At 62.7% G+C, this 21,273-nt stretch carries 21 protein-coding genes; 10 read left to right on the forward strand and 11 right to left on the reverse strand.

All coding sequences use genetic code 11. The features are described 5' to 3' along the window. Positions 1 to 20: 20 nt before the first annotated feature. Entirely contained in the window at positions 21 to 488 is a 468-nt protein-coding gene (locus tag QA644_RS03670) for a DUF1579 domain-containing protein (RefSeq protein ID WP_283071125.1), read from the forward strand. 45 nt (positions 489 to 533) lie between these two features. Continuing rightward, the gene (locus QA644_RS03675) at positions 534 to 1,322 is read left to right on the forward strand and encodes a VOC family protein (RefSeq protein ID WP_283071127.1); all 789 of its coding nucleotides are present in this window, start codon (positions 534 to 536) and stop codon (positions 1,320 to 1,322) included. 306 nt (positions 1,323 to 1,628) lie between these two features. On the opposite strand, the gene QA644_RS03680 is transcribed toward QA644_RS03675, so the two are convergent. After that, positions 1,629 to 1,838, reverse strand: coding sequence for a hypothetical protein (locus QA644_RS03680; RefSeq protein WP_239595065.1), 210 nt, complete (start codon positions 1,836 to 1,838; stop codon positions 1,629 to 1,631). Between the two features lie 3 nt (positions 1,839 to 1,841). On the opposite strand from QA644_RS03680, the gene QA644_RS03685 reads away from it, so the two are divergent. Then, positions 1,842 to 2,258, forward strand: coding sequence for a hypothetical protein (locus tag QA644_RS03685; RefSeq protein WP_283071129.1), 417 nt, complete (start codon positions 1,842 to 1,844; stop codon positions 2,256 to 2,258). 127 nt (positions 2,259 to 2,385) lie between these two features. Further along, positions 2,386 to 2,586: a hypothetical protein gene (locus tag QA644_RS03690; RefSeq protein WP_283071131.1), complete on the forward strand. Its 201-nt coding sequence runs from the start codon at positions 2,386 to 2,388 to the stop codon at positions 2,584 to 2,586. A gap of 85 nt (positions 2,587 to 2,671) precedes the next feature. Here QA644_RS03690 and QA644_RS03695 read toward each other — a convergent pair whose 3' ends face one another. Then, positions 2,672 to 4,213, reverse strand: coding sequence for an ABC-F family ATP-binding cassette domain-containing protein (locus QA644_RS03695; protein WP_283071133.1), 1,542 nt, complete (start codon positions 4,211 to 4,213; stop codon positions 2,672 to 2,674). A 413-nt stretch (positions 4,214 to 4,626) separates the two neighbouring features. Here QA644_RS03695 and QA644_RS03700 point away from each other — a divergent pair, with 413 nt between their 5' ends. Further along, positions 4,627 to 4,929, forward strand: coding sequence for an alkylphosphonate utilization protein (locus tag QA644_RS03700; RefSeq protein WP_239595005.1), 303 nt, complete (start codon positions 4,627 to 4,629; stop codon positions 4,927 to 4,929). A 116-nt stretch (positions 4,930 to 5,045) separates the two neighbouring features. Here the strand turns inward: QA644_RS03700 and QA644_RS03705 are convergent, their stop codons facing one another. Next, positions 5,046 to 6,614: a helicase HerA-like C-terminal domain-containing protein gene (locus tag QA644_RS03705; RefSeq protein ID WP_283072445.1), complete on the reverse strand. Its 1,569-nt coding sequence runs from the start codon at positions 6,612 to 6,614 to the stop codon at positions 5,046 to 5,048. Positions 6,615 to 6,846: 232 nt separating this feature from the next. On the opposite strand from QA644_RS03705, the gene QA644_RS03710 reads away from it, so the two are divergent. Then, complete coding sequence (locus tag QA644_RS03710; RefSeq protein ID WP_039844279.1) at positions 6,847 to 7,239, forward strand: hypothetical protein; 393 nt, start codon at positions 6,847 to 6,849, stop codon at positions 7,237 to 7,239. A gap of 53 nt (positions 7,240 to 7,292) precedes the next feature. On the opposite strand, the gene zwf is transcribed toward QA644_RS03710, so the two are convergent. Continuing rightward, complete coding sequence (gene zwf, locus QA644_RS03715; protein WP_283071135.1) at positions 7,293 to 8,804, reverse strand: glucose-6-phosphate dehydrogenase; 1,512 nt, start codon at positions 8,802 to 8,804, stop codon at positions 7,293 to 7,295. A gap of 392 nt (positions 8,805 to 9,196) precedes the next feature. After that, the gene (gene tam, locus QA644_RS03720; protein ID WP_283071137.1) at positions 9,197 to 9,967 is read right to left on the reverse strand and encodes a trans-aconitate 2-methyltransferase; all 771 of its coding nucleotides are present in this window, start codon (positions 9,965 to 9,967) and stop codon (positions 9,197 to 9,199) included. A gap of 161 nt (positions 9,968 to 10,128) precedes the next feature. Between tam and QA644_RS03725 the strand changes: the two genes are divergently transcribed. Further along, positions 10,129 to 10,791: an EF-hand domain-containing protein gene (locus tag QA644_RS03725; RefSeq protein WP_283071139.1), complete on the forward strand. Its 663-nt coding sequence runs from the start codon at positions 10,129 to 10,131 to the stop codon at positions 10,789 to 10,791. A gap of 24 nt (positions 10,792 to 10,815) precedes the next feature. Here QA644_RS03725 and QA644_RS03730 read toward each other — a convergent pair whose 3' ends face one another. Beyond that, positions 10,816 to 11,442, reverse strand: coding sequence for an isochorismatase family protein (locus QA644_RS03730; protein WP_239594996.1), 627 nt, complete (start codon positions 11,440 to 11,442; stop codon positions 10,816 to 10,818). A gap of 79 nt (positions 11,443 to 11,521) precedes the next feature. Here QA644_RS03730 and QA644_RS03735 point away from each other — a divergent pair, with 79 nt between their 5' ends. Beyond that, complete coding sequence (locus QA644_RS03735) at positions 11,522 to 12,406, forward strand: LysR family transcriptional regulator (RefSeq protein WP_194729214.1); 885 nt, start codon at positions 11,522 to 11,524, stop codon at positions 12,404 to 12,406. 84 nt (positions 12,407 to 12,490) lie between these two features. Here the strand turns inward: QA644_RS03735 and QA644_RS03740 are convergent, their stop codons facing one another. Continuing rightward, the gene (locus QA644_RS03740; RefSeq protein WP_283071142.1) at positions 12,491 to 13,222 is read right to left on the reverse strand and encodes a phosphodiesterase; all 732 of its coding nucleotides are present in this window, start codon (positions 13,220 to 13,222) and stop codon (positions 12,491 to 12,493) included. A gap of 13 nt (positions 13,223 to 13,235) precedes the next feature. Further along, positions 13,236 to 14,276 (reverse strand): zinc-dependent alcohol dehydrogenase family protein, encoded by a 1,041-nt coding sequence (locus tag QA644_RS03745; protein WP_194729216.1) that lies wholly within the window; start codon positions 14,274 to 14,276, stop codon positions 13,236 to 13,238. Between the two features lie 251 nt (positions 14,277 to 14,527). Here QA644_RS03745 and QA644_RS03750 point away from each other — a divergent pair, with 251 nt between their 5' ends. Further along, on the forward strand, positions 14,528 to 15,421 hold the full coding sequence (locus QA644_RS03750) for a branched-chain amino acid aminotransferase (protein WP_194729217.1): 894 nt from the start codon (positions 14,528 to 14,530) through the stop codon (positions 15,419 to 15,421). Positions 15,422 to 15,457: 36 nt separating this feature from the next. Here the strand turns inward: QA644_RS03750 and QA644_RS03755 are convergent, their stop codons facing one another. Together QA644_RS03755 and QA644_RS03760 are read right to left on the reverse strand one after the other, a co-directional pair. Further along, positions 15,458 to 16,024, reverse strand: a complete 567-nt coding sequence (locus tag QA644_RS03755; protein ID WP_283071144.1) for a hypothetical protein — start codon at positions 16,022 to 16,024, stop codon at positions 15,458 to 15,460. A gap of 36 nt (positions 16,025 to 16,060) precedes the next feature. Next, positions 16,061 to 17,329 carry an adenylate/guanylate cyclase domain-containing protein gene (locus QA644_RS03760; protein ID WP_283071145.1) on the reverse strand — a complete coding sequence of 423 codons (1,269 nt, stop codon included), beginning with the start codon at positions 17,327 to 17,329 and terminating at the stop codon, positions 16,061 to 16,063. Positions 17,330 to 17,787: 458 nt separating this feature from the next. Here QA644_RS03760 and QA644_RS03765 point away from each other — a divergent pair, with 458 nt between their 5' ends. Beyond that, positions 17,788 to 19,881, forward strand: a complete 2,094-nt coding sequence (locus QA644_RS03765; protein WP_283071146.1) for a catalase — start codon at positions 17,788 to 17,790, stop codon at positions 19,879 to 19,881. Between the two features lie 153 nt (positions 19,882 to 20,034). Here the strand turns inward: QA644_RS03765 and QA644_RS03770 are convergent, their stop codons facing one another. Further along, a complete protein-coding gene (locus QA644_RS03770; protein ID WP_239594986.1) occupies positions 20,035 to 21,264 on the reverse strand; it encodes an MFS transporter in 1,230 nt (409 codons plus the stop codon). Positions 21,265 to 21,273 lie beyond the last annotated feature (9 nt).

Here is a 21,273-nt window from a genome sequence, read left to right on the forward strand (position 1 = left end):
ATCGCCAAGGGAGAAGGATGATGGAAACTGCAAAAGCGTTGGAGGAGCACCGCTTCCTCGAGAGGTTGGTGGGCGTATGGGGTGTCACGGCATCCGAAATGACCGCTGACCAGCAATGGACGGAGATTGTGCGCTCGCTGCACGGCATCTGGTTCGTTGCCGAAGGCAATGGCGAGATGCCGGGCGGCGGGGCTGCCACCACCATGCTCACCCTCGGCTACAATGCGGCCAAGGGCAAATATGTCGGTAGCTGGATCGGCTCGATGATGGACCACATGTGGGTCTACGAGGGTGATGTATCGCCCGACGGCAAGGTGCTCAGCCTCTATACCCGTGGCCCCGATTTCCAGAACCAAGGCGCCGAGCAGGACTACCGCGAGCAGATCATCTTCGCCGATGACGATCACCGCACCTTCAACTCGGCGGCCAAGCAGCCGGACGGCAGCTGGAAGCAGTTTATGGAGGCGCATTACACGCGCAAGCCGTGATCGCGAACCAAACCCGATTCCATAGGCACGAAAAGGAAAAAGATCATGGCTTCCGACACGCATGGAAAATTCATCTGGTGCGAACTGATGACGACGGATACCAAGGCTGCCGCCGGCTTCTACAGCTCTGTCGTCGGCTGGACGACGAAAGAGATGCCGATGGAGGACCTTCCTTCCCCCTATACCATCTTCGAGGCGGACGGCCGCGGCGTCGCCGGCATGATGACCTTTCCGGCCGAGCTCGAAGGGCAGGGCATTCCGCCGAACTGGACAGGCTATGTCTGTGTCGACGATGTCGACCAATCCGCGAAGGATTTCGAGGCGAACGGCGGCCAGATCCGCCGCCCCCCCGAAGACATCCCGACCATCGGCCGCTTTGCCGTCGTCGCCGACCCGCACGGGGCCGTCCTCTGCATCATGACGCCGCTGCCGATGGAGGGCGATAGCGGCTGGGAGCCGGAAATGGGTATGCCCGGCCATATCGGCTGGCACGAACTGATGGCCGGCAACATGGAGGAAGCCTTCGCCTTCTACTCGAAGGTCTTCGGCTGGACCAAGGACCACGATTTCGACATGGGCGAGATGGGCGCTTATCGCATCTTCGCCGAACATGGAAAACAGATCGGCGGCATGATGACCAAACCCGCCGGTGTGCCGATGTGCTATTGGGGCTATTACTTCAACGTGCCGGCGATCGACAGCGCCATCGAACGCGTCAATGCGGGCGGCGGCAAGGTAATCGTCGGTCCGATGGAAGTGCCCGGCGGCAGCTGGATCATCAATGCGACGGACCCGCAGGGCGCTTTCTTCTGCCTCGTCGCGCCGGGCCGCTGACCTCGCAGCAACATCCCGGAAACGCCGAATCGAGATACGGAAAGTGATCGGCGGCGGCCCTTGGAAGCGGGCCGCCCCTTTCATTTGAGCGGCAAAATACGTCCCGCTAATCTCTAAATTTTATGCAAATTTTATCGTTCCCGCCCGAAAAGCGCCCCGCAAGGTTAACCCTTCCTGAACATTTTTGGGTGGATGCATAATCGGCTATATCTGCGTGGTTATATTTCCCGCTACTGACCGACGCATGAAACGAAAAAAGCGGCCGGATCATGCGACCGCTTTGAACGTCATGCGTTTTGGTTTGTCTCAGTGTGCCGCGCCTTCGCCCGGTGCGACCTTTTCCAGCGGCATGCGGGAGGCAACCTGCTTGTTGCCGGCCCGCAGCCCGTGCAGATACCCTTTGCCGCGGGCGATCGAAAAAAGCGGCTGGTAGTCGGGCAAGCGGCTGTCGGGCAGCACCCGGTCGCGCATGTTGTCCAGGATGAAGTAGTTGCCATCGACGGCGACCGAAAGCACCGCATGGTAGAAGTGGCGCTTCTGGCCGGTACGGAGATTACGCTGCTGCTGCCGAGAGGTGCGAGCGGCGTTTACGAGGGTGCCGCCCGCGATGTGCGCGACGGCGCAGCCCTCAGCGTCGGCGACCTCCGCCACGGCCAGGTCTTCATCAAGGTCGTCCATGTTTCGAACGGCGCAGGTGCCGTGCCTGTCGCCGTCAGCGCCGCCATGGGGCGCAATTCGTCGCTGCTCATCAGCCATGCTTCGCCCGCCGTCACATCGGCAATCGCCGCTATGTCTTCCGATCAGCGCCCGCCGTTGGTCAATCTTGGCGACGACGTTCCGGCAACTGCCGGCAATGTCTACAACTTCGCCTCGGACGAACTCGACAGCGCGCTCGAAGGCATCCGGGCGGCTGCCGCGGCGGCCACAAGAAGGTGATGGTTTTCGCGCCGAAGGATTTTCCGCCTGCGTCTGAGATGCGGCTCGCGGATGCCATCCGCGCAGGCGGCGGCACCTATGCCGGGACGCACGTTTCGATCTCAGCGATGCGGCCGCCGCCAATGTCGTGCAGAAGTCGAAGGCCCAGCTTCAGCAGGCCGATACGGTCGTCATCCTCGGCAAGAGCGTCATCGTGCCGACGGTCGCCGGTGCGATCAAAGCAAGCGGCCAGGCGAATCTCGTTCTTGTCGGCACCAGCGCCTGGCCGTCCCATGCCTACGCGGACCCGGCCGTCGCCGGCCATGATCGCCATGGTCGAACCGGATGATGCCAGCCTGATCGCCGACCGCTACAAGCGCCACCATGGCCGCACGCTATCTTCGGACGCCGCTACGGCTACGACTCCTGGCTGCTCAGCCCCTTGGCCAATCATCCCTACCAGATGCCGACGCAAAGAACCTTTCGGGGCTCTCCACTTCCACAAGCCGCCGCTTCTCGATCAGCCAGAAGCGGCTGCCGACGGCGCGCACGAAGCTGCGGTCGTGGGAAACGAGCAGGCAGCTTGCCTGGTGCGCCATCAGCTCGCCTTCCAGCGCTTCCTGCCCGTCGATGTCGAGATGGTTGGTGGGTTCGTCGAGCAGGTAGAAGTTCGGGTTGGAGAGCCGGAGCACCAGCATGCCGAGCCTTGCTTTCTGCCCGCCGGAAAGCTGGCCGATGGGGCGGCCCTGCATCTCGATCGACATGCCGGCGCCGGCCAGCAGTGCGCGCGCCCGCTGGTCACCGACGTCGAAGCGGCGGATGATCGTGTCCATCGGCGTGTCGGCATCGCGCAGATCGGCAAGCGCCTGGTCGCCGTAGCCGAGCGCCAGCGAAGGCGTGGCCTTGATGCCGTTCTCGGCCGTCTCCGGGTTCGCGATCGCCTTGCGCAGCATGGCGATCAGCCGCGTCTTGCCGGCGCCGTTTTCGCCGAGCAGCACGATCCGGTCTCCCTGGCAGATGAACTGCCTGCCGGTCTTGAAGAGCAGCGTGCCTTCCGGCGTCTCAACCGCCGCATCGTCCAGCGTCACCAGCACCTTGGCATGCGTGCCGCGATTGGCAAGCCGGATCGCACCCGCCGAACGCTCCAGATGCGCGGGTTTTGCCGCATCCTCGAGTTTTTCGGCGCGCTGGTTCAGCTGCTTGGTCTTGACGACCAGCAGGTCGCTGCCGGAATTGATGCCGATATTGTTGAGCTTCGCCGCCTGCTTGCGCAGTTGCTCCGCCGTCTTCATGTCGCGCTCGTAGCGGCGCGCATCTGCCGCATCGAGCTCGTCGATCGAAGCCCGCGCCCGGGAATAGGGCAAAGCGAAGATCTGCGATTGCTCCGGCCGCAGGAAGAGCGTGCGGTTCGTCACCGCGTCGAGGAAGGCGCGGTCATGGCTGGCCAGGATCACCGGCACGTCGCGGGGGAGCGCATTCAGCCATTCCTCCAGCCGCGCGATCTTGCCGAGATCAAGATGGTTGGTCGGCTCGTCGAGCATCAAGAGGTCGGGTTCGGTCACCCAGACACGGGCAAGCATCGCCAGCCGCTGCCACCCGCCGCTGAGCGCCGAGAGCGAACGCCGGTGCAACTCCTCCGGCACCTCCAGAGATCCCAGCACGACATCGACGCGCCAGCTCTCGGTTTCCGCCTGCTCCGGAGCGAGCGCATCGAGAACGGCGTCGTAGAATGGCTTGGCGAATAGGGCAGGCGGCACATTCTGCTCGACATAGCCGACCGTCAGCCCGCGCGCCCTGGTGATGTCGCCTTCGGTCGGCTCCAGCGTGCCGGCGATGCAGCGGAAAAGCGTCGATTTCCCGCGGCCGTTGGCGGCCACGATGCCGATGCGGTCGCCGGCATTGACGACGAGATTGAGCCTGGAAAACAAAGGGCTCGACAAGGTGATGCCGAGATTGCGGATATTGAGGAGGGTCATGATCGTTCTCTGGTCTTGCCCGCGCGATCATCCATCGAGGGCTCCTGGGCCATCATCGATGCGATGCGTCAGCGGTGGATCGAAATCGCAGACGCTCAAGCGATAAAGCTCGGTGCTGCAGGCCACAACGGGCAGACCAGAAGAGAGGTTTTGCGAGAAAGGTCTCTGGTCAGCCCTGCAAACGCATTTGCAGGGCGTTGACGGGGCCGCGCTGACGGTTGAACCGGAAATAGTAATTATGCACGCGACCCTCCTTTCTCTTTAGAGTGCACGCATGAAATATCATCACCTATGCAGGAATGCAACCAAAGCGGTCGCATCAGGCCCTTGCTCTTCGCGGCCGAACTTGCGCAGGACAGGCCGGCTGTTATAAGCGGCCCGACCGGGAAATTCTTGATTTAGGAGAGACGACCATGGCGGGCGATGACGACGAATACGTCTATGACGAAGTGACGGGCGAATGGCGTCCGGCTTCGGAATTGGCTGCCGCCGCGCAGGCGGCCGTCGAGGTCCGCGACGCTGCCGGAAATATCCTCAAAGACGGCGATTCCGTCACGCTCATCAAGGATCTGAAGGTCAAGGGTGCCAATCAGACCCTGAAGCAGGGCACGGTCATAAGGTCGATCCGGTTGACGGACAACCCCGAAGAGATCGACTGCCGCCACGACACTATCAAGGGCCTTGTCCTGCGCACGGAATTCGTCCGCAAGCGTTGAGGATACAAATCTCGCCGAGCCAGGCCTGATATACCCCTTTGGCATCCCATCGGCCCGGCATGGCACAGGGAGGTAAGCTGCCGAATGGCCTCACCCTTCAGGCTTGCCTCCGCGACCTACCGCTTCAAACTCCCCAGAATGCCGCGCACCAGCGCCCGGCCGACCTGCGTCGCAACCGTCCGCGCCACGCTTTTCATCGCCGCCTCGACGACCGTCTCTCGCTGATAGCCGGACGAACGCCCGCGCGATTGGCCGCGGTTCGGCTGTTCGTCGTCGCTGCCGCCGAAACCGGGCAGCGTCCAGCCAGAGGTCGTTCCGGCGCTCGTCTGCTGCGCTTCGGCCTCTTCCTGCGCCCGCTTGGTGGCTTCCGCTTCGGCAGCCTTCTTCGCGCGGGCTGTGAGCATTTCGAAGGCAGAGTCGCGGTCGACATCCTCGTCATAGATCCCAAGTACCGGGCTCCGGTCCATGATCTGACGGCGTTCCGCTTCCGTTACCGGGCCGACCCGGCCGGATGGCGGGCGGATCAGCGTGCGCTCGACGATCGATGGCGCGCCCTTGGTCTCCAGCGTCGAAACCAGCGCCTCGCCGGTGCCGAGATTGGTGATCACGGTGGCGCAATCGAAGGTCGGGTTGGGGCGGAAGGTATCGGCGGCTGTCCTGACCGCCTTCTGCTCGCGTGGCGAATAGGCGCGAAGCGCATGCTGCACGCGGTTGCCGAGCTGGGCGAGGACCGTTTCCGGCACGTCGAGCGGGTTTTGCGTGACGAAATAGACGCCGACGCCCTTAGAGCGGATCAGCCGCACGACCTGCTCGACGCGTTCGGTCAAGACACGCGGCGCGTCGTTGAAGAGCAGATGCGCCTCGTCGAAAAAGAAGACGAGCTTCGGCTTGTCCGGATCGCCGACTTCGGGCAACTCTTCGAAAAGCTCGGAAAGCAGCCAGAGAAGGAAGGTGGCGTAAAGCCTGGGGTTCATCATCAGCTTGTCGGCCGCAAGCACCGAAATCTGGCCATAACCGTTATTGCTGGTGCGCATGATATCGGTGATCTTCAGCGCCGGTTCACCGAAGAAATGCTCGGCCCCCTGCTGTTCGAGAACGAGCAGCGCACGCTGGATCGAGCCGATGGACGCCTTGGAGATCAGGCCGAACTGGCTGGAAAGCTCGCTCGCATTCTCGCCCATGTAGTTCAGCAGCGAGGAGAAATCCTTGAGGTCGAGCAGCGGCAGGCCCGCCTGGTCGGCGATCTTGAAGGCGATATTGATGACGCCCTCCTGGGGCTCGGAGGCATCCATGAGGCGGGCCAGAAGCAGGGGCCCCATTTCGGCGATCGTGGTGCGGACCCGGTGGCCCTTCTCGCCGAAGAGGTCCCAGAAGATCACCGGGAACTGGTCGAATTGGTAATCGGCAAAGCCGATCTGCTCGGCCCGCTTGGTGAGGAAATCCTTCGCTTCGCCCTTGGCGGCAATGCCGGAAAGATCGCCCTTGATGTCGGCGGCAAAGACCGGGACGCCAGCCTTGGAAAAACCTTCCGCCAGCACCTGCAGCGTTACGGTCTTGCCGGTGCCGGTCGCGCCCGTCACCAGGCCATGGCGGTTGCCGAATTTCAGGTCGAGATATTCCGGCTTGTTGATGCTGTCGTCCGTATTGCGGCTGGCGCCGATGAAAATCTTGCCTTCCTCGAGCATGAAGCAGTTCTCCCTTCGGCCGATGCCGCCGCTTGCGTTTGAAATGCGGAGATCGCAATAAGCCACATTCATCTTACTATCGTCCACCTGTTATAAACAGGGACCGGGATGCCGACAACTGTTTGCATTGAAAGCAAATCCGGGGAAAATGCCGGCTCTCGGCGGCGCGGCTTGAGTTGCGGACGAAACTCGAATAACGTTGACGTCAACGTCAAATAACAGGAGGCTGACGATGAATGAAGTTGTGACCCAGATTGCCGATCGCGTGGGCATTGCGCCCGATCTGGCGGAGAAGGCGCTGGGCATGATGCTCGGCTTCCTGCAGCGTGAAGGGGATGATGCAGCAGTCGCCAAGATGATAGAAGCCATTCCCGGCGGCGCCGATCTCGTCGCCCAGTATAACGGCGAAGGCGCCGGTGGCGGCGGTCTGCTCGGCGGTTTGATGGGCGCGCTCGGCGGCGGCGGAATCATGGGCCTCGGCCAGCAGCTCATGAGCCAGGGCCTCGGCATGGGCGAAATCACCTCGCTCGCCAAGGAAACCATCGCCATTGCCAAGCAATATGCCGGCGAAGAAGTCGTCGACGAGGTCGTCGCCTCGGTCCCGGGCTTGAGCCAGTTCGTTTGATCCGGCCTCCATGCCGAAACGGAAAGAGCCCCGCTTCCATGGGAAGCGGGGTTTCATTTGTGCTTCGCATGCACCACGTCCAGCGCATGCCATTGCCGCCCGTCGCGTTCGATGAGGCCGTCGGCGCAGACAGGCCCCATGCTGCCGGGGGCGTAGGCTTCCGGCTCGCCGCCCTTCGCCCATAGGTCGAGAAAAGGCTGCACCGCCGCCCAGCCGGCTTCGATGCCGTCGGCCCGCTGGAACAGCGTCTGGTCGCCGATCAGCAGGTCGTAGATGAGGGATTCGTAGCCGGTCATCTTACCGATGTCGAACTGGTCGGCATAGCGGAAGTCGAGCGAAACCGGCACGGTATCGACCGAAAGCCCTGGCGATTTGATGGATATCTCCAGGCTCATGCCTTCGTCCGGCTGCACTTGTATAACCAGCCTGTTCGGCGGCAGCCGGCGCGTGACTTCGGTCTCGCGGAACTGCGCGAACGGCACGGGCTGGAATTCGACGACGATTTCCGTGTCGCGCGCTGTCATCGCCTTGCCGGTCCGCAGATAGAAGGGCACGCCCGCCCAGCGCCACGTATCGGCATAAAGCTTCAGCGCCACGAAGGTCTCGGTCCTGCTGTCAGGCGCCACTTGCGGCGTCTGGTGATAGGCGGGGATTTCAGCCCCGTTCAGCGTCCCGCCGGAATAGACGCCGCGAACGCCGTGTGTTGCCGCCTCCTCGGGCGTGAAGACGCGCAGCGCCTTCAGCACCTTGCTCTTCTCGTTGCGGATCGCTTCGGCGTCGAAGCTGTTCGGCGGCTCCATGGCGATCATGGCGAGCAGCTGGAACAAATGGTTCGGCACCATGTCGCGCAGCGCGCCCGTCGCGTCGTAGAAGGCGCCGCGGCTGCCGACATCGACGGTTTCGGCTGCGGTGATCTGCACATGGTCGATATAGCGGCTGTTCCACAGCGATTCGATCATCATGTTCGCAAAGCGCGCCGTCAGCAGGTTCTGGACGGTCTCCTTGCCGAGGAAATGGTCGAGCCGGTAGATCTGGCTTTCGCCGACCTTGCTCAGGATCTGCGCGTTCAGCGCACGGGCCGAAGCGAGGTCCGTTCCAAAGGGCTTTTCGATGGCGATGCGACGGAAGCTATTTTCACTCTCGGCGGCAAGTCCGTGAGCCGCGAGCTTCTCCACGATACCGCCGAAGAAGCGGGGCGGCACGGCGAGATAGAAGGCCGCATTGCCGCCCGGCGCCGAAGTGAGGCGTTTGGCGATCTCCAGATAAATATCCTCGCCGGTGAAATCGCCGGAAATATAGCTGATCCGCTGCCGCAACCGTGCCCAGGCCGGATCCTTGACGAGCGGTTCGCCGTCGCCGAGGCCGGCCAGGAAATCGTCTAGCCGTTTGAGCAGCATCTCGTCGCCGCCGGGCTCGATGCCGATGCCGAGAATGTCGAGATCGTCGCCAACCATGGCGCCGCGGGTGAGATTGATGATCGCCGGAACGAGAAGCCGCCGGGTAAGGTCGCCGGTCGCCCCGAAGATGACCAGAGTGGTGGGCGGCGTTGGCTTGGCGTCTGGCATAGGGATCGCTCTCCGTGATTGTCAGCGCCGGAATATAAGGCCGCCGGGCGCTACCGCAAGCGTGGCCTGTTGTCACCAGGTCTGCTTCTCCTACCCTCATCAAGTCAGTTGATGGGCAACATTCCAAGCGCTCGATCTCAGGCAAGGCTGCGGCAAGCAAGAGGTTGCCCTCGGCGCTGTCATTTATCCTTCCCTCATTCCTGTGCCTGTCACAGCAATCGAGCGCGCCCAAGTCTTTGGGCGCAGGAGACTCCCTTTAAGGCAAATGAGTCCTTCACGGCGCGGACGCGCAGTGGCTGGATCTCTGTGACAAGCACAAAGATGAGGGAGAGCCGAACCATCCCCCGGGGACGGCGCGGCGACTGCGCGGCACTCCATGAAACGTGCCGCGCTTAACCCTTCACCGCCACCAAGAAAATCCGCGGGAAGCCGAGCAGCACCCGCCCGTCCGCCATCTTCGGATAGGCCTTCTCGACACGCCCAAGATAATCCGCGAGAAACGCCTCGCGATGCTCTTGGCCGGCAGCCGCGAGGTAGGGCATCAGACCCGTTGCCTTCACCCATTCGACGATGGCCGCGGCATCCGCCATCGGGTGGTTGTAGATCGTGTGCCAGATATCCAGGCGCGCGGATTTGCCGATCAGGCGGCTGTAATAGGCCGACGGCTGGGAAAGGGGATTGCGGCGCACGCTCTTCTTTTCGAAGGCCGTCTTCCATGGTCCGGCATGGGCGCTTTCCTCCATCAGCAGATGCGTCGGCTCGCCGAGATTGTCGGGCATCTGCACGGCGAGCACGCCGCCCCTGGTAAGCCCGTCCATCAGCCGGTCGAAGATGTCGAGATGGTTGGGCAGCCACTGGAAGACGGCATTGGCGAAGAGCAGGTCGGAAGGCTCATTCGGCTGCCAGGTGGCAAGGTCAGCCTCGGTGAAGGTGGTGCCCGGAAGCCGCTTGCGCGCTGCCTCCAGCATGTTGAGGTCGCTGTCGAGGCCGGACACGCCATCCTTGCCGTAGCGGTCGATGATGAGTTCGGTCGAGTTTCCCGGCCCGCAACCGAGATCGATCGCCTTGCTGACCCTTTCCAGCGGCACCTGCGCCAGGAGATCGCGCGCCGGGCGCGTCCGCTCATCCTCGAACTTCACATACTGGCTGGCAGACCAGGCCATGGGCACCTCCTGTTTTTCCCGTGTTCCGATACGGCAATGATTCAAAGCGCGTCATGCTAGCAGCAATTCTCGGCCGCTTGTATGCGGCGTGGTGCAGCTGTCTTCGAATTGCCTGCACGAGCGGGTTGCATTATTGATGTCGTTTCTGGGTTGGGGGATTCATGAGAGCCGGTTTCGTCTTTGCCGCAGTCTGCCTATCGGTCGCCGCAATGTCCGCAAGGGCCGAGACGCCGGCCGCTCCGCCGATTTTCCTTGTGGAAGACATGGGCAATGCGCGCGACCAGTATGTGTCCAGCCATCTGGAGCCCTTTGCCGTCTACAGCGGTGCCGACCGTGCCCTCGATGAAGACGATATCGCCAGGCTCCGGCAGGTCGATGCCGCACGCCAAAGGGCGGCCGCCGCAATGCCGTTCTTCACCGGTGATCTCGATGCCGACGGGCGCATGACGCTCGACGAGTACAAGCTCGCCAACCTCTATGAAAGCCGCAACGAGGCCGAACTCGGCATGAAAGCGCGCTTTGCGAATTTCGATCGCAACGGCGACGGTATCGTGACGCTCGACGAAGCGCTGAAATCACCGCCGCTGCCTCGCATGCCGCTCGCTTACGGACTGAGCGATACGGAACGCGTCGCCGCCCTGCTGGCGATCGACCCCAACAAGGACGGCAAACTGACGGAGGATGAGTTCAAGGCGCTCCTCCTTTCCGCCTTCGCCTTCTACGACAAGAACGGCGACGGCGCTCTTTCGAAAGCCGAAAAGACGGAGCGCGCCGCAACCGTCAGGCAATTTAGGGAAGAGCAGGAAAAGTGGGAGAAGCCGTAGAGGGAGACGGCTTCTTGCGGCCCGTCAGGCCGTTGCGGCCCGTTTGACAATCGCCGCTATATCCGGGACGACCGTCGCGAAACGGTCGGCGATCTCCGCCAGCGCCGTACGATGTACGGTCTCGGCCGGGATCATGCCGCCGAGCGGATCCGGCAGATCGCGGCTTAAGGCGGCGGATGCGATGACGGTCGCCTTGATGCCGAGATCGAGTGCCGCACGCGCCGCAGCGCTGACGCACATATGCGTCATGAAGCCTACGAGGATCACATCGGAGCGCCCTGTCTGCTTGGCAATTGCTGCGAGAGCTGCGGCAAGCGTGGTTCCGGCAAAGGCATTGGGAAGCGTCTTCGGGATGACGGCTTCACCGTCAGCCGGCGTCAACGTGGAAATGATCTTCGCGCCATGCGAGCCGATCGCGAAGTGGCCGCTGCCCGGCGCCGCGTGGTGAACGATATGAATAACCGGAACGCCATCACGCCGGGCCGCATCGAGCAACTTGCGAATTTCGCCGACGGGTGCCGCGATGCCATGAAGCGGCAGTCCGCCGTCCACATATTCGTTTTGGGCGTCGATGACGACAACGACCGACTTCGACCAGTCGGCAGCTTTCGGCGTGACGCCCGCATGCTGAAGAAGGGTGAGGGGAACCATTGGCATATCTCCTTGGATGGATCGATGCCAAGGACGCTAACCGCTTTCGTACTGAGCGAATATTCGCTATCAATTCACAATGCCTGAGCAAAAGCGCACAGATATCGATTGGGAGGACCTGCGTTTTTTCGCGGCGCTGGCAAGGCACGGCAGCCTTTCGGCAACGGCGCGTGCGCTGAAGGTCAACCATGCGACCGTCGCCCGTCGCGTTGGCGCGCTGGAAAGTGCTCTCGGCTTCGCGCTCTTCGAGCGGCGCGCCGACGGCTACCAGCTCAGCCGCCACGGAACCGCGATCCTGTCCGAGGCGGGTGCCATGGAGAGTGCCGCTGGGGCGATCCGCGACCGGCTGGCTTATTCGAACGGCCCGAGCGGTCGCGTGCGGCTGACGACGACCCGTTCGATCGCCGATCTCGTCATCGCGCCGCGGCTCGGCGATGTGCTGCGCGGGCTTGCTGACGTCGAACTCGAAATCGTCACCGATATCCGCGTGCAGAGCCTTGCCCAGCGCGAGGCCGATATTGCCCTTCGGCTGGGGCACCCGAAGGACAGTGATCTCACCGGAAAACGCGTGGCGACGATCGGATACGCCTTCTATGCCTCGAAAGCGGCCGCCGAGACTGTTGCGGAAAGCAGGCCAGCCCGCCTGATCGGATTTGACCTGGATAGCGACGGCGTGGCCGAAGCGCGCTGGCTGGAAACGAAATTCGGCCCGGATGCCTTCGTCTTCCGCTCGAGCAGCAATGTCGTGCAGGCAAATGCCGCAGCCGCCGGGCTCGGCATCGCCATGCTTCCGCGCTTCGTCGCGAAACAGAATCCGGCTCTGGTCGAGATCGATTGCGGCGAGGCAATGCCCGATCGCGAACTCTGGATGCTTGCCCCGGCCAATCTGGTCGATATCCCGCGCATCCGCGCGGTATGGGATGGCTTGGCTGAGATATTCGCTGTGTCGAAGGACAGGCTCTAAGCCGATCTTATGCGCATGAGGCGGACGCTGGCAGATGCCTCGATCTCTCCGGGCCCACGGTTGGTCATCCACCAGATCTCTCTATCAGAGGGAAACGTGACTGCTGACCAGCCGGCCATTCCGAAGATCATGGATCATGAGGCCTGGAGGATCGGTGACAGGCGGTTCACGTGTGGGATCGAGCAGCAAAGGATTGGCGGGACAGATCGAGCCGCATATGTAGGCCGGAATGCCTGCGATCAGGCTCGACATCGGCCGATGGACGTGGCCGCTGCAGATTGCGATGGGGCGCCTTATGCCACTCGATAGCAGGTCGCCCAAGGCATCTGCACCCCTGCACATGACATCATCCAGAGGCGATATTCCCGTGGGGAAAACATGGTGATGCGTGAAGAGCAAGGGTATGCCCGATGGACCGCTCGCCAGCGTTTGCCGCAACCACGGAAGATGCTCCGTAACGTCACCATGGGCCTGTCCGTCGACGCATGTGTCAAGGCCGACGATCAAAGCGCCTCCATGGGGTTCGGCAAAATGCATTTTCTCGTCATCGCCCCAATGGCCCGCCTCGGGCATCGCCTCGCGCATGACGGTGCGGTCGTCCACGTTGCCGGGGAGGATCAAGGTGCGGCACGCGAGGCTTTGCAACGCAGAAATGATCTGCCGGTAGCCCTCCCGCCAGCCGCCGTTGACAAGATCCCCGGACACCACGACGATAGCCGGCTGCATCGTGGCGAGCCAGCAAATTGCCCTCTTAAGCCGGGCAAGGCCGTCATTGTCGGGGCTGGCGTGGATATCGCTTATCTGGGCGATGAGCATGGCGCCACCTCATTCAAAACCGCGTAATCACGCTGATCCCGGTTCCTTCCGCCCGGTCCATCGCCATCAGCGCCGGCACAGCCTCTTCCAGGCTGATTGTCCGGCCGATCAGTTTCTGCGGCGCGATCTTGCCGGCGGCAAGCATGGAGAGCATGGCGTCGTAGCGCCATGCCTGCATGCCGTGGCTGCCGTAGATTTCCAGTTCATGGCCGATCACCAGCGCCATCGGGACTTGCGGCGTGGCATATTCGCCGAGCATCAGGCCGATCTGCACATGGCGGCCGCGGCGGCGCAAGTTCTTGATCGAGTTGAAGCAGGTCACGGGATGGCCGAGCGCGTCGATCGAAACATGCGCGCCGCCCTTGGTGATCTCGCGCACGGCTTCCGCGACATCGGCAACCGCCGCCGCATTAATCGTCGCCACCGCCCCGCATTCGCGCGCAAAGGCAAGCTTCTCCTCCGAAATGTCAATCGCGATCGGATTGGCGCCGAGCGCGCTGGCGATCATGATCGCCGAGAGGCCGACGCCGCCCGCGCCATGGATGGCGATCCACTCGCCGGGGCCGGTGCGTGCCTGGTCGGCAACGGCGCGGAAGGAGGTGGCGAAGCGGCAGCCGAGGCTCGCCGCCGTCGCATCGTCGACGCTGTCGGGCAGATGCACGAGATTGGTGTCGGCATAGTCGATCGCGACATATTCGGCGAACGAGCCCCAATGCGTGAAACCGGGCTGGAACTGGTTCGGGCAGACCTGCTGATTGCCGGAGTGGCATTCGCTGCAATGGCCGCAGCCGGAAACGAACGGCACGGTCACCCGGTCGCCCGCCTTGAAGCGCACCACGCCCTTGCCTGTGGCGACGATCTTGCCTGCAAGCTCGTGTCCCGGCACATGCGGCAGGCAGATATCCGGATCATGTCCCATCCAACCGTGCCAGTCGCTGCGGCAAAGGCCGGTCGCGCCGATGGCGATGACGACGCCGTCCTCGGTCGGCGTCGGGTCGGGCACCGTGCGAATGTCGGGTGTCTGCTCGAAGGCTTCGTAATACATGGCTTTCATCGGACGGCCTCCAGCTCTTTTGTTTGAGATTCCGCCGCCATGATGCCACGCGGGAGCCTGCGGTTCCAACACTCCGTTCGATCATTTTCGCTGATGGACCCATCGCTTTCATGCGGGCGAACGCGCATGATTGTTGCGGCGATATGGGCGGTTGCGGCATTTTTCGTGCGTCCCGCTTGAGCGACCGAATTTCCGCTTGACCCTGCCTGCCGGGAAGGATTTTGCTTCTCGGGCTTTGGAAGGAGAAGATCATGCCCGTCGATACATCGCCCCGCACGACCACCTGGACCCATGTCGAGGGCGAGTGGCTTGCCGGCAACCCGCCGCTGATCGGCCCGACCTCGCATGCCATGTGGCTCGCGTCCACGGTCTTCGACGGTGCCCGCTGGTTTGATGGCATCGCGCCGGACCTCGACCTGCATTGCCAGCGTGTCAACCGCTCAGCCGTCAATATGGGGCTGAAGCCCATCAAGACGGCCGAGGAGATCGAGGCGCTCGCCTGGGAAGGCATCAAGAAGTTCGATGGCAAGACGCCGATCTATATCAAGCCGATGTATTGGGGCGAGCACGGTTCGCCGGGCAGCGTCGTCTCCGTCGATGCGGAATCGACCCGCTTTGCGCTCTGCCTTTTCGAAGCGCCGATGGGCGGCCATAGCGGTTCGTCGCTGACCGTTTCGCCCTTCCGCCGCCCGTCGCCGGAAACGGCGACGACGGATTCCAAGGCGGGCGGGCTCTACCCGAACAGCGGCCGCGCGATCGCCGAGGCGCGAAGCCGCGGCTTCGACAATGCCCTGATGCGCGACCTGAACGGCAATGTCGCCGAAACGGCATCCTCCAACATCTTCATGGTGAAGGACGGCGTGGTCTTCACGCCGGTTGCCAACCGCACTTTCCTCGCCGGCATCACCCGCGCCCGCGTCATGGGGTTGCTGGACCAGGCAGGATTCGACGTGCGCGAGGTGACGCTCTCGGTCGAAGACTTCATGAATGCCGATGAGATATTCACCAGCGGCAACTATTCAAAGATCGTCGGCGTCAACCGCCTCGACGGCCGCGATTTCGAAGACGGCCCGGTCACCCGCAAGGCGCTCGATCTCTACATGGATTGGGCCAACGGGCGCAGCCATAGCCAAAGCGGCGAGTAGCGATCCGCGCGCAGGGGAGTGCGAACCGTTGCAGTCTCACGAGAAAGGTACGCGCGGATCCTGCACCAAGTAGAACTCGGTAACCGGCGTGACGTCAGTGATAAAAAAGCCAAACGCCGGTCCGTCGAGGGGATCAACGTGACCGCTGGCGAAGCGCAGCCGGTCGAATTTCTCGAAGTGGTTCTCGAAACGGGCAAACCGGTTGGACGAAATGAGGTCCGGATTGGGGTTGGTCTGATCAAATGACAGACCGTCATAAAAGTCGCTCGGTTTGCCAAGAGTCTCTTGAAGTTCGAATTCGAACTCGATCCAGGCCAATCCGCTCTTGTTGAAAGTGACAACGCGCAGGTGGAAGGCGCCCTCAGGAAACCCGTGATGTTGAATTGGCCTTGCGGCCCTAATCACCAGAGTGACGGGGCTGGCCGAGTTAAGTTCCTCGTGGATTTCGATTGGATCGGCTTTTGTACCTGAGCCTGTAACTGACAGGATGCGGAAGCCGCCAAGCTCATCGGAGAAGGAATAATCCCCAGCATAGAAACGTCCGTCGTCAGCCGGTCCGGCACTGATGAGTGACAGTGTCAGCAACGCAGCCAGGATTCGCAAGTGACGCCTCATCGTGAGTTCCTCTGGGAGCGCGGTCTATCCAGGCAGCGACCAAGTGACCGAAGTACCGGCGAGAGTTTTCCTCAGATGCTCGTTCGCCTCCACGCCCGCAGCATCCGCGGCATATTCCGGTTTCAGCCGGTCGAGGAAATACATCGTCATCTTACCCTTGTTTTTCACGTCAAGGGCACCTCGCGGGGTGCAGTCGAAATATGATTTTACGTGCTGGTAGGTGCTTTCGGAGATGTTCACCCGGTCTGCTTCGTCCGTGCTCTCCATACGAGCCGCGATATTTACAGCGTCGCCCCAGACGTCGTAGGCGAACTTCTTCCGGCCAACGACGCCGGACATCACACTGCCGGTATGCAGGCCGACGCGGAGGTGCCAGGGCCGCTGCCCGACCGCGGCCCAGCGCTGGTTCGACGCCACGACAAAGCGTCGAATCTCGAGAGCAGCAAGGCAGCTGCGGATCGCATGGTCCTTGCGGCCCTGCATCAGACCGCCGGCGCACATGTAGGAGTCACCGATGGTCTTGAGCTTCTCCAGCCCATGTCGCGCGACGATGTTATCGAACTCGGAGAAGTACATGTCGAGGTCATCGACCAACTCCCGAGGGGAGAGTTCAACGGCTGATTTGGTAAAGTCGACGAAGTCAGTAAAGAGGATCGTCGTCGAAGGGTGGTGGCGGGGCTCGACCGAGCCCTTCTCTGTCAATTCCGCGGCTACCTTGAGTGGGAGGATGTTGAGGAGCAGGCTGTCCGCGCGCTGCTTCTCAGCGGCCAGTTCCTGCTGCGAGCGCAGCACCTCGGCCATCCTCAGGCGCAGTTCGAGCTGGGCGATGGTCTGGCGCGCGAGGCGACGGATGCCTTCGGCAGCCTCGAAGGCGAGCTCGCGCGGGGTGAGGTCCAAGATGCAGAGCGTGCCCAGCGCATGGCCGCCTGAATCGATCAGCGGCATGCCTGCATAAAAGCGGAAGAAGGGTTCAGTCGCGATGAACGGCAGTGCCTTGAAGCGATCGTCGGCGTGGGTGTCGGGAACCACCAGCATGTCGCTACGGCAGAGCGCATAGGCGCAGCAGACGCCGCTGCGGGGCACTTCTTCAATGCCGGGAGGAACGCCGTGACGGGATTTGAGCCATATCTTGGTGTCGCCGACGATGTTGACCATCGCGATCGGGGCACTGGCAATCAGGGCGGCGAGATCGGTTAGATCGTCGAATCCGGCTTCCGGGTCGGTGCCGTAAACATCATAGGCCCGTACCGCGGCCAAGCGTTCAGCCTCGTTGTCAGGTAGAGGGAAGTCCATGCCGGCGCCCTCCATTGTGCGAAGCCAAAATGGCCCGCCCGTTCAGATCGGGCGGGCGCGGCTCCGCTCTTGTCGATCATCCGGTGTTGTTCTCGGGCCTTGCCGTGGCGAAGCAGCTCACGCCGCCCATCCGACACCTACTGCCACCCAAAAACTTACTCTCGCTATCTCACTTAATCAATGACGCCGGCCGCTATCCAGAGAAGCTGAGCGCCTTCGATCGCGATCAAGTGGGTCGGGCGCAACCATGCGCGTCTCGCCGCTTCCTGCAAGCGGGGCGAGCTCGGCCCACATTCGTTCCAAGTGTCCGCTTCGCGCGTAGGCGGACGGTGCGCCAGCGCCAACTATGGGCCGAGTCCGGCGGCTAGACTACCTTTCGCCTTACCCGACCGTCATTTCAGGAACATTAGCCCACTGTCCTCGTTTGGCGTCTATCACCCCAAAATGAGGGACGTATCATGTCCGACAACCCGTTCGACACCAGCCGCGGCAATGGCGGCGAGACGCATCAGCATATTCCGGAAAAAGGCCCGCACGAGGGCCTCGACCATCTGACCACCAATCAGGGCATCCGCATTTCCGACAATCAGAACAGCCTGCGCTCGGGTGCGCGCGGCCCGACGCTGCTCGAGGATTTCGTGCTGCGCGAGAAGATCTTCCATTTCGATCATGAGCGCATTCCGGAGCGGATCGTGCATGCCCGTGGTTCGGCAGCGCACGGCTATTTCGAGCTGACGGAAAGCCTTTCCGGCATCACCAAGGCCGATCTCTTCCAGCGCAAGGGCGAGAAGACGCCGGTCTTCGTGCGCTTCTCGACGGTCGCCGGCGGCGCCGGTTCGGTCGACACCCCGCGCGACGTGCGCGGCTTTGCGGTCAAGTTCTATACGAAGGAAGGCAATTGGGATCTGGTTGGCAACAACATCCCGGTCTTCTTCATTCAGGATGCCATCAAGTTTCCCGATCTCGTCCATGCGGTGAAGATGGAAGCTGACCGCGCCTATCCGCAGGCCGCCAGCGCCCATGACACTTTTTGGGACTGGGCGTCCCTGATGCCCGAAAGCACCCACATGCTGATGTGGGCGATGTCCGACCGCGCCATCCCGCGCTCTTTCCGGATGATGCAGGGCTTCGGCGTCCACACGTTCCGCTTCGTGAACGCTGAGGGCAAATCGACCTTCGTGAAGTTTCACTGGAAGCCTAAGCTCGGCCTCCAATCGACCGTCTGGGACGAGGCGCTGAAGCTGCAGGCGGCCGACAACGATTTCCATCGCCGTGATCTTCACGAGGCGATCGAAGCCGGAAACTTCCCGGAATGGGAACTCGGCCTGCAGCTTTTCGACGAGGACTTTGCCAGCAAGCAACCTTACGACGTGCTCGATGCCACCAAAATCATTCCGGAAGAAGTGCTGCCGCTGAAAATCGTCGGCCGCCTCGTGCTGGACCGCAACCCGGACAATTTCTTTGCCGAAACCGAGCAGGTCGCCTATTGCCCCGCCAATATCGTGCCTGGCATCGATTTCACCAATGACCCGCTGCTGCAGGGACGCCTCTTCAGCTATCTCGATACGCAGAAATCGCGCCTCGGCACCGCTAACTTCCACCAGCTGCCGATCAACGCGCCGAAATGCCCGGTCATGAACTTCCAGCGTGACGGGCAGATGCAGATGAACGTGCCGACGGGTCGAGCCAATTACGAGCCGAACAGCCTTGGCGCGCATGGCGAGGGAGGCGGGCCGCGCGAATGTCCCGTCACCGGCTTCCCGACATTCAGCGCCGCGTCCGGAAAAGAGGAGCAGGGCGACAAGCTGCGCATCCGCGCCGAGCTCTTTGCCGACCACTACAGCCAGGCGCGGCTGTTCTGGAAGTCGCAGACGCACTCGGAACAGGCCCATATCGCCTCGTCCTTCGTCTTCGAGCTTTCCAAGGTCGGCCTGAAGCAGGTGCCACCACGCATGGTCGGCAACCTGCTGAACGTCGATCCGGAGCTTGCCAATCGTGTCGCCGAAGGCCTCGGCATCGATCTGCCGCAGAAGAACCCGGCCGCCCGCGAGCCGATCGACATGCCCCCGTCGCCGGCGCTCTCGATCCAGAAAAACATGAAGCAGACGATCGAGGGCCGCAAGATCGGCATCCTGATCGCCGACGGCAGTGACGCTCACGCCCTGCAATCCCTGGTGAACTCGATCGAGGATGCGAATGCCACGGCTTTCGTCGTAGCTCCGAAGGTCGGGAAGGCGAGGCTTTCGGACGGCAGCACGATCAAGGCCGATGGCCAGCTCGCCGGTTCCCCGTCGCAGATATTCGATGCGGTCGCGGTTCTCCTGTCCGGAGAGGGCACCGGGATACTGCTGAAGGAAGGTGCCGCCGTGCAATGGGTGATGAATGCCTTCGTGCATCTGAAGGCGATCGGCCACACGCCGGAAGCCTTGCCCCTGCTTCAGAAGGCCGGCGTCGAACCCGACGAAGGTGTCGTCGCGTTGGACGGCGCTTTCTTCGAGGCCGCCGCCAAGCGCTACTGGTACCGCGAGCCGAATGTGCGCATGCTGGCATAGATGTGTCGCGCCGCGGAGCGCTTCCTGCCATGGACAAGTGCCGGGACGCCACGTCAAATCACCTTCTCCCCCGGGGGAGAAGGTGCCCGAAGGGCGGATGAGCGGCCGCTCCCTCGAGCTTTGCGGTAGGCGACGCACAAGCAGCCAATGGAGCTAGCTCGTTTTCTCCCTCGGCCGCACCATCCACGCATAGGCAGCACCCGCCAACAGCAGCACGCAGGTGCCGAGAAAGACCGCCCGCATGCCGATATGCCCGCCCACGAAGCCGCCGAGCACGGGGCCTGCGACCTGGCCGACATATTGCGTCGAGATGGAGTAGCCGAGTATGCTGCCTGCGGCACTGTCCGGCACGCTGTGGCGGATGACGGCGGTGATGCAGGGCAACAGCCCGCCGAGCGCAATTCCCATCAGCAAGCGCAGCGCAATCAGCTGCCACGAATTGGTGACGAAGGCCTGCGGGATCAGGAGCAGCGCCGCAACAGCAAGCGCACCCGCAATCACCGGCCAATGCCCGATCCTGTCGGCGAGCTTGCCGAGGCGCGACGCCGAAAGGATGCTGCCGAGTGCTGTCGCCGACATGACGATGCCGGCGGTCATCGTTACGCGTCCCTGGTCTTCGACCAGTTGCGCCACGTAGACGGTTATGATCGGTTCGATCGACATGTTGGCGAGCATCAGAAGCAGGCCGGTCGCCAGCATCGCGACCACCGGGCCCTTGTCCGGTATCGCGCGCCAGCCGCCGCTTGCCTTCGCCGCTTGCCTGCCCGCAGGGGACTTCTCCTCCTTGATCAGGAAGGTGGTCGCCAGGAAGGCGAGGAAGATGACGCCGCCCGCCGCCAGGAACGTGCAGCGGATGCCGATGATGGGCGGCAGCGCCCCGCCGATCAGCGGTCCGACGAGATTGCCCGCCATGATGCCCGACGACAGCACGCCGAGTGCCCAGGCCGAGCGGTCCTTCGGCGTCTGCGTCGCGACCAGCACCATGGAGCCCGAGGCGTAGCCGCCTGCAAGTCCGACGAAGAGCCGGAGCGCCACCAGCTGCCAGACGTTCTCCGCCATGCCCATCAGCGAGATTGCGATCGTCATGCCGAGGCTGGCGCGCACCAGCATCAGCTTTCGCCCGTAGATATCGCCGAGCCGGCCCCAGAGCGGCGCGACGAGCGCGGCGGCAAAGAAGGTCGCGCCATAGGCGATGCCCGACCACTGCACGATCGCGGCATGCTCGCTGACGCCGAGTTCCGCGACATAGAGCGGCAGGAAGGGGAGCAGCAGCGTCATCGCCACGATGGTGGTGAAGGAGCCGGTCAGCGAAATCGCGAGGTTTCGTTTCCAGTAGGCGGACCCGGCCGCCGCATCTGCCGCGTCCATCTGCGTCTCTGTCATGTCGGGATC

Origin of the sequence: Rhizobium sp. CC1099 (assembly GCF_029714385.1) — a bacterium.
Classification (GTDB): Bacteria; Pseudomonadota; Alphaproteobacteria; order Rhizobiales; family Rhizobiaceae; genus Rhizobium.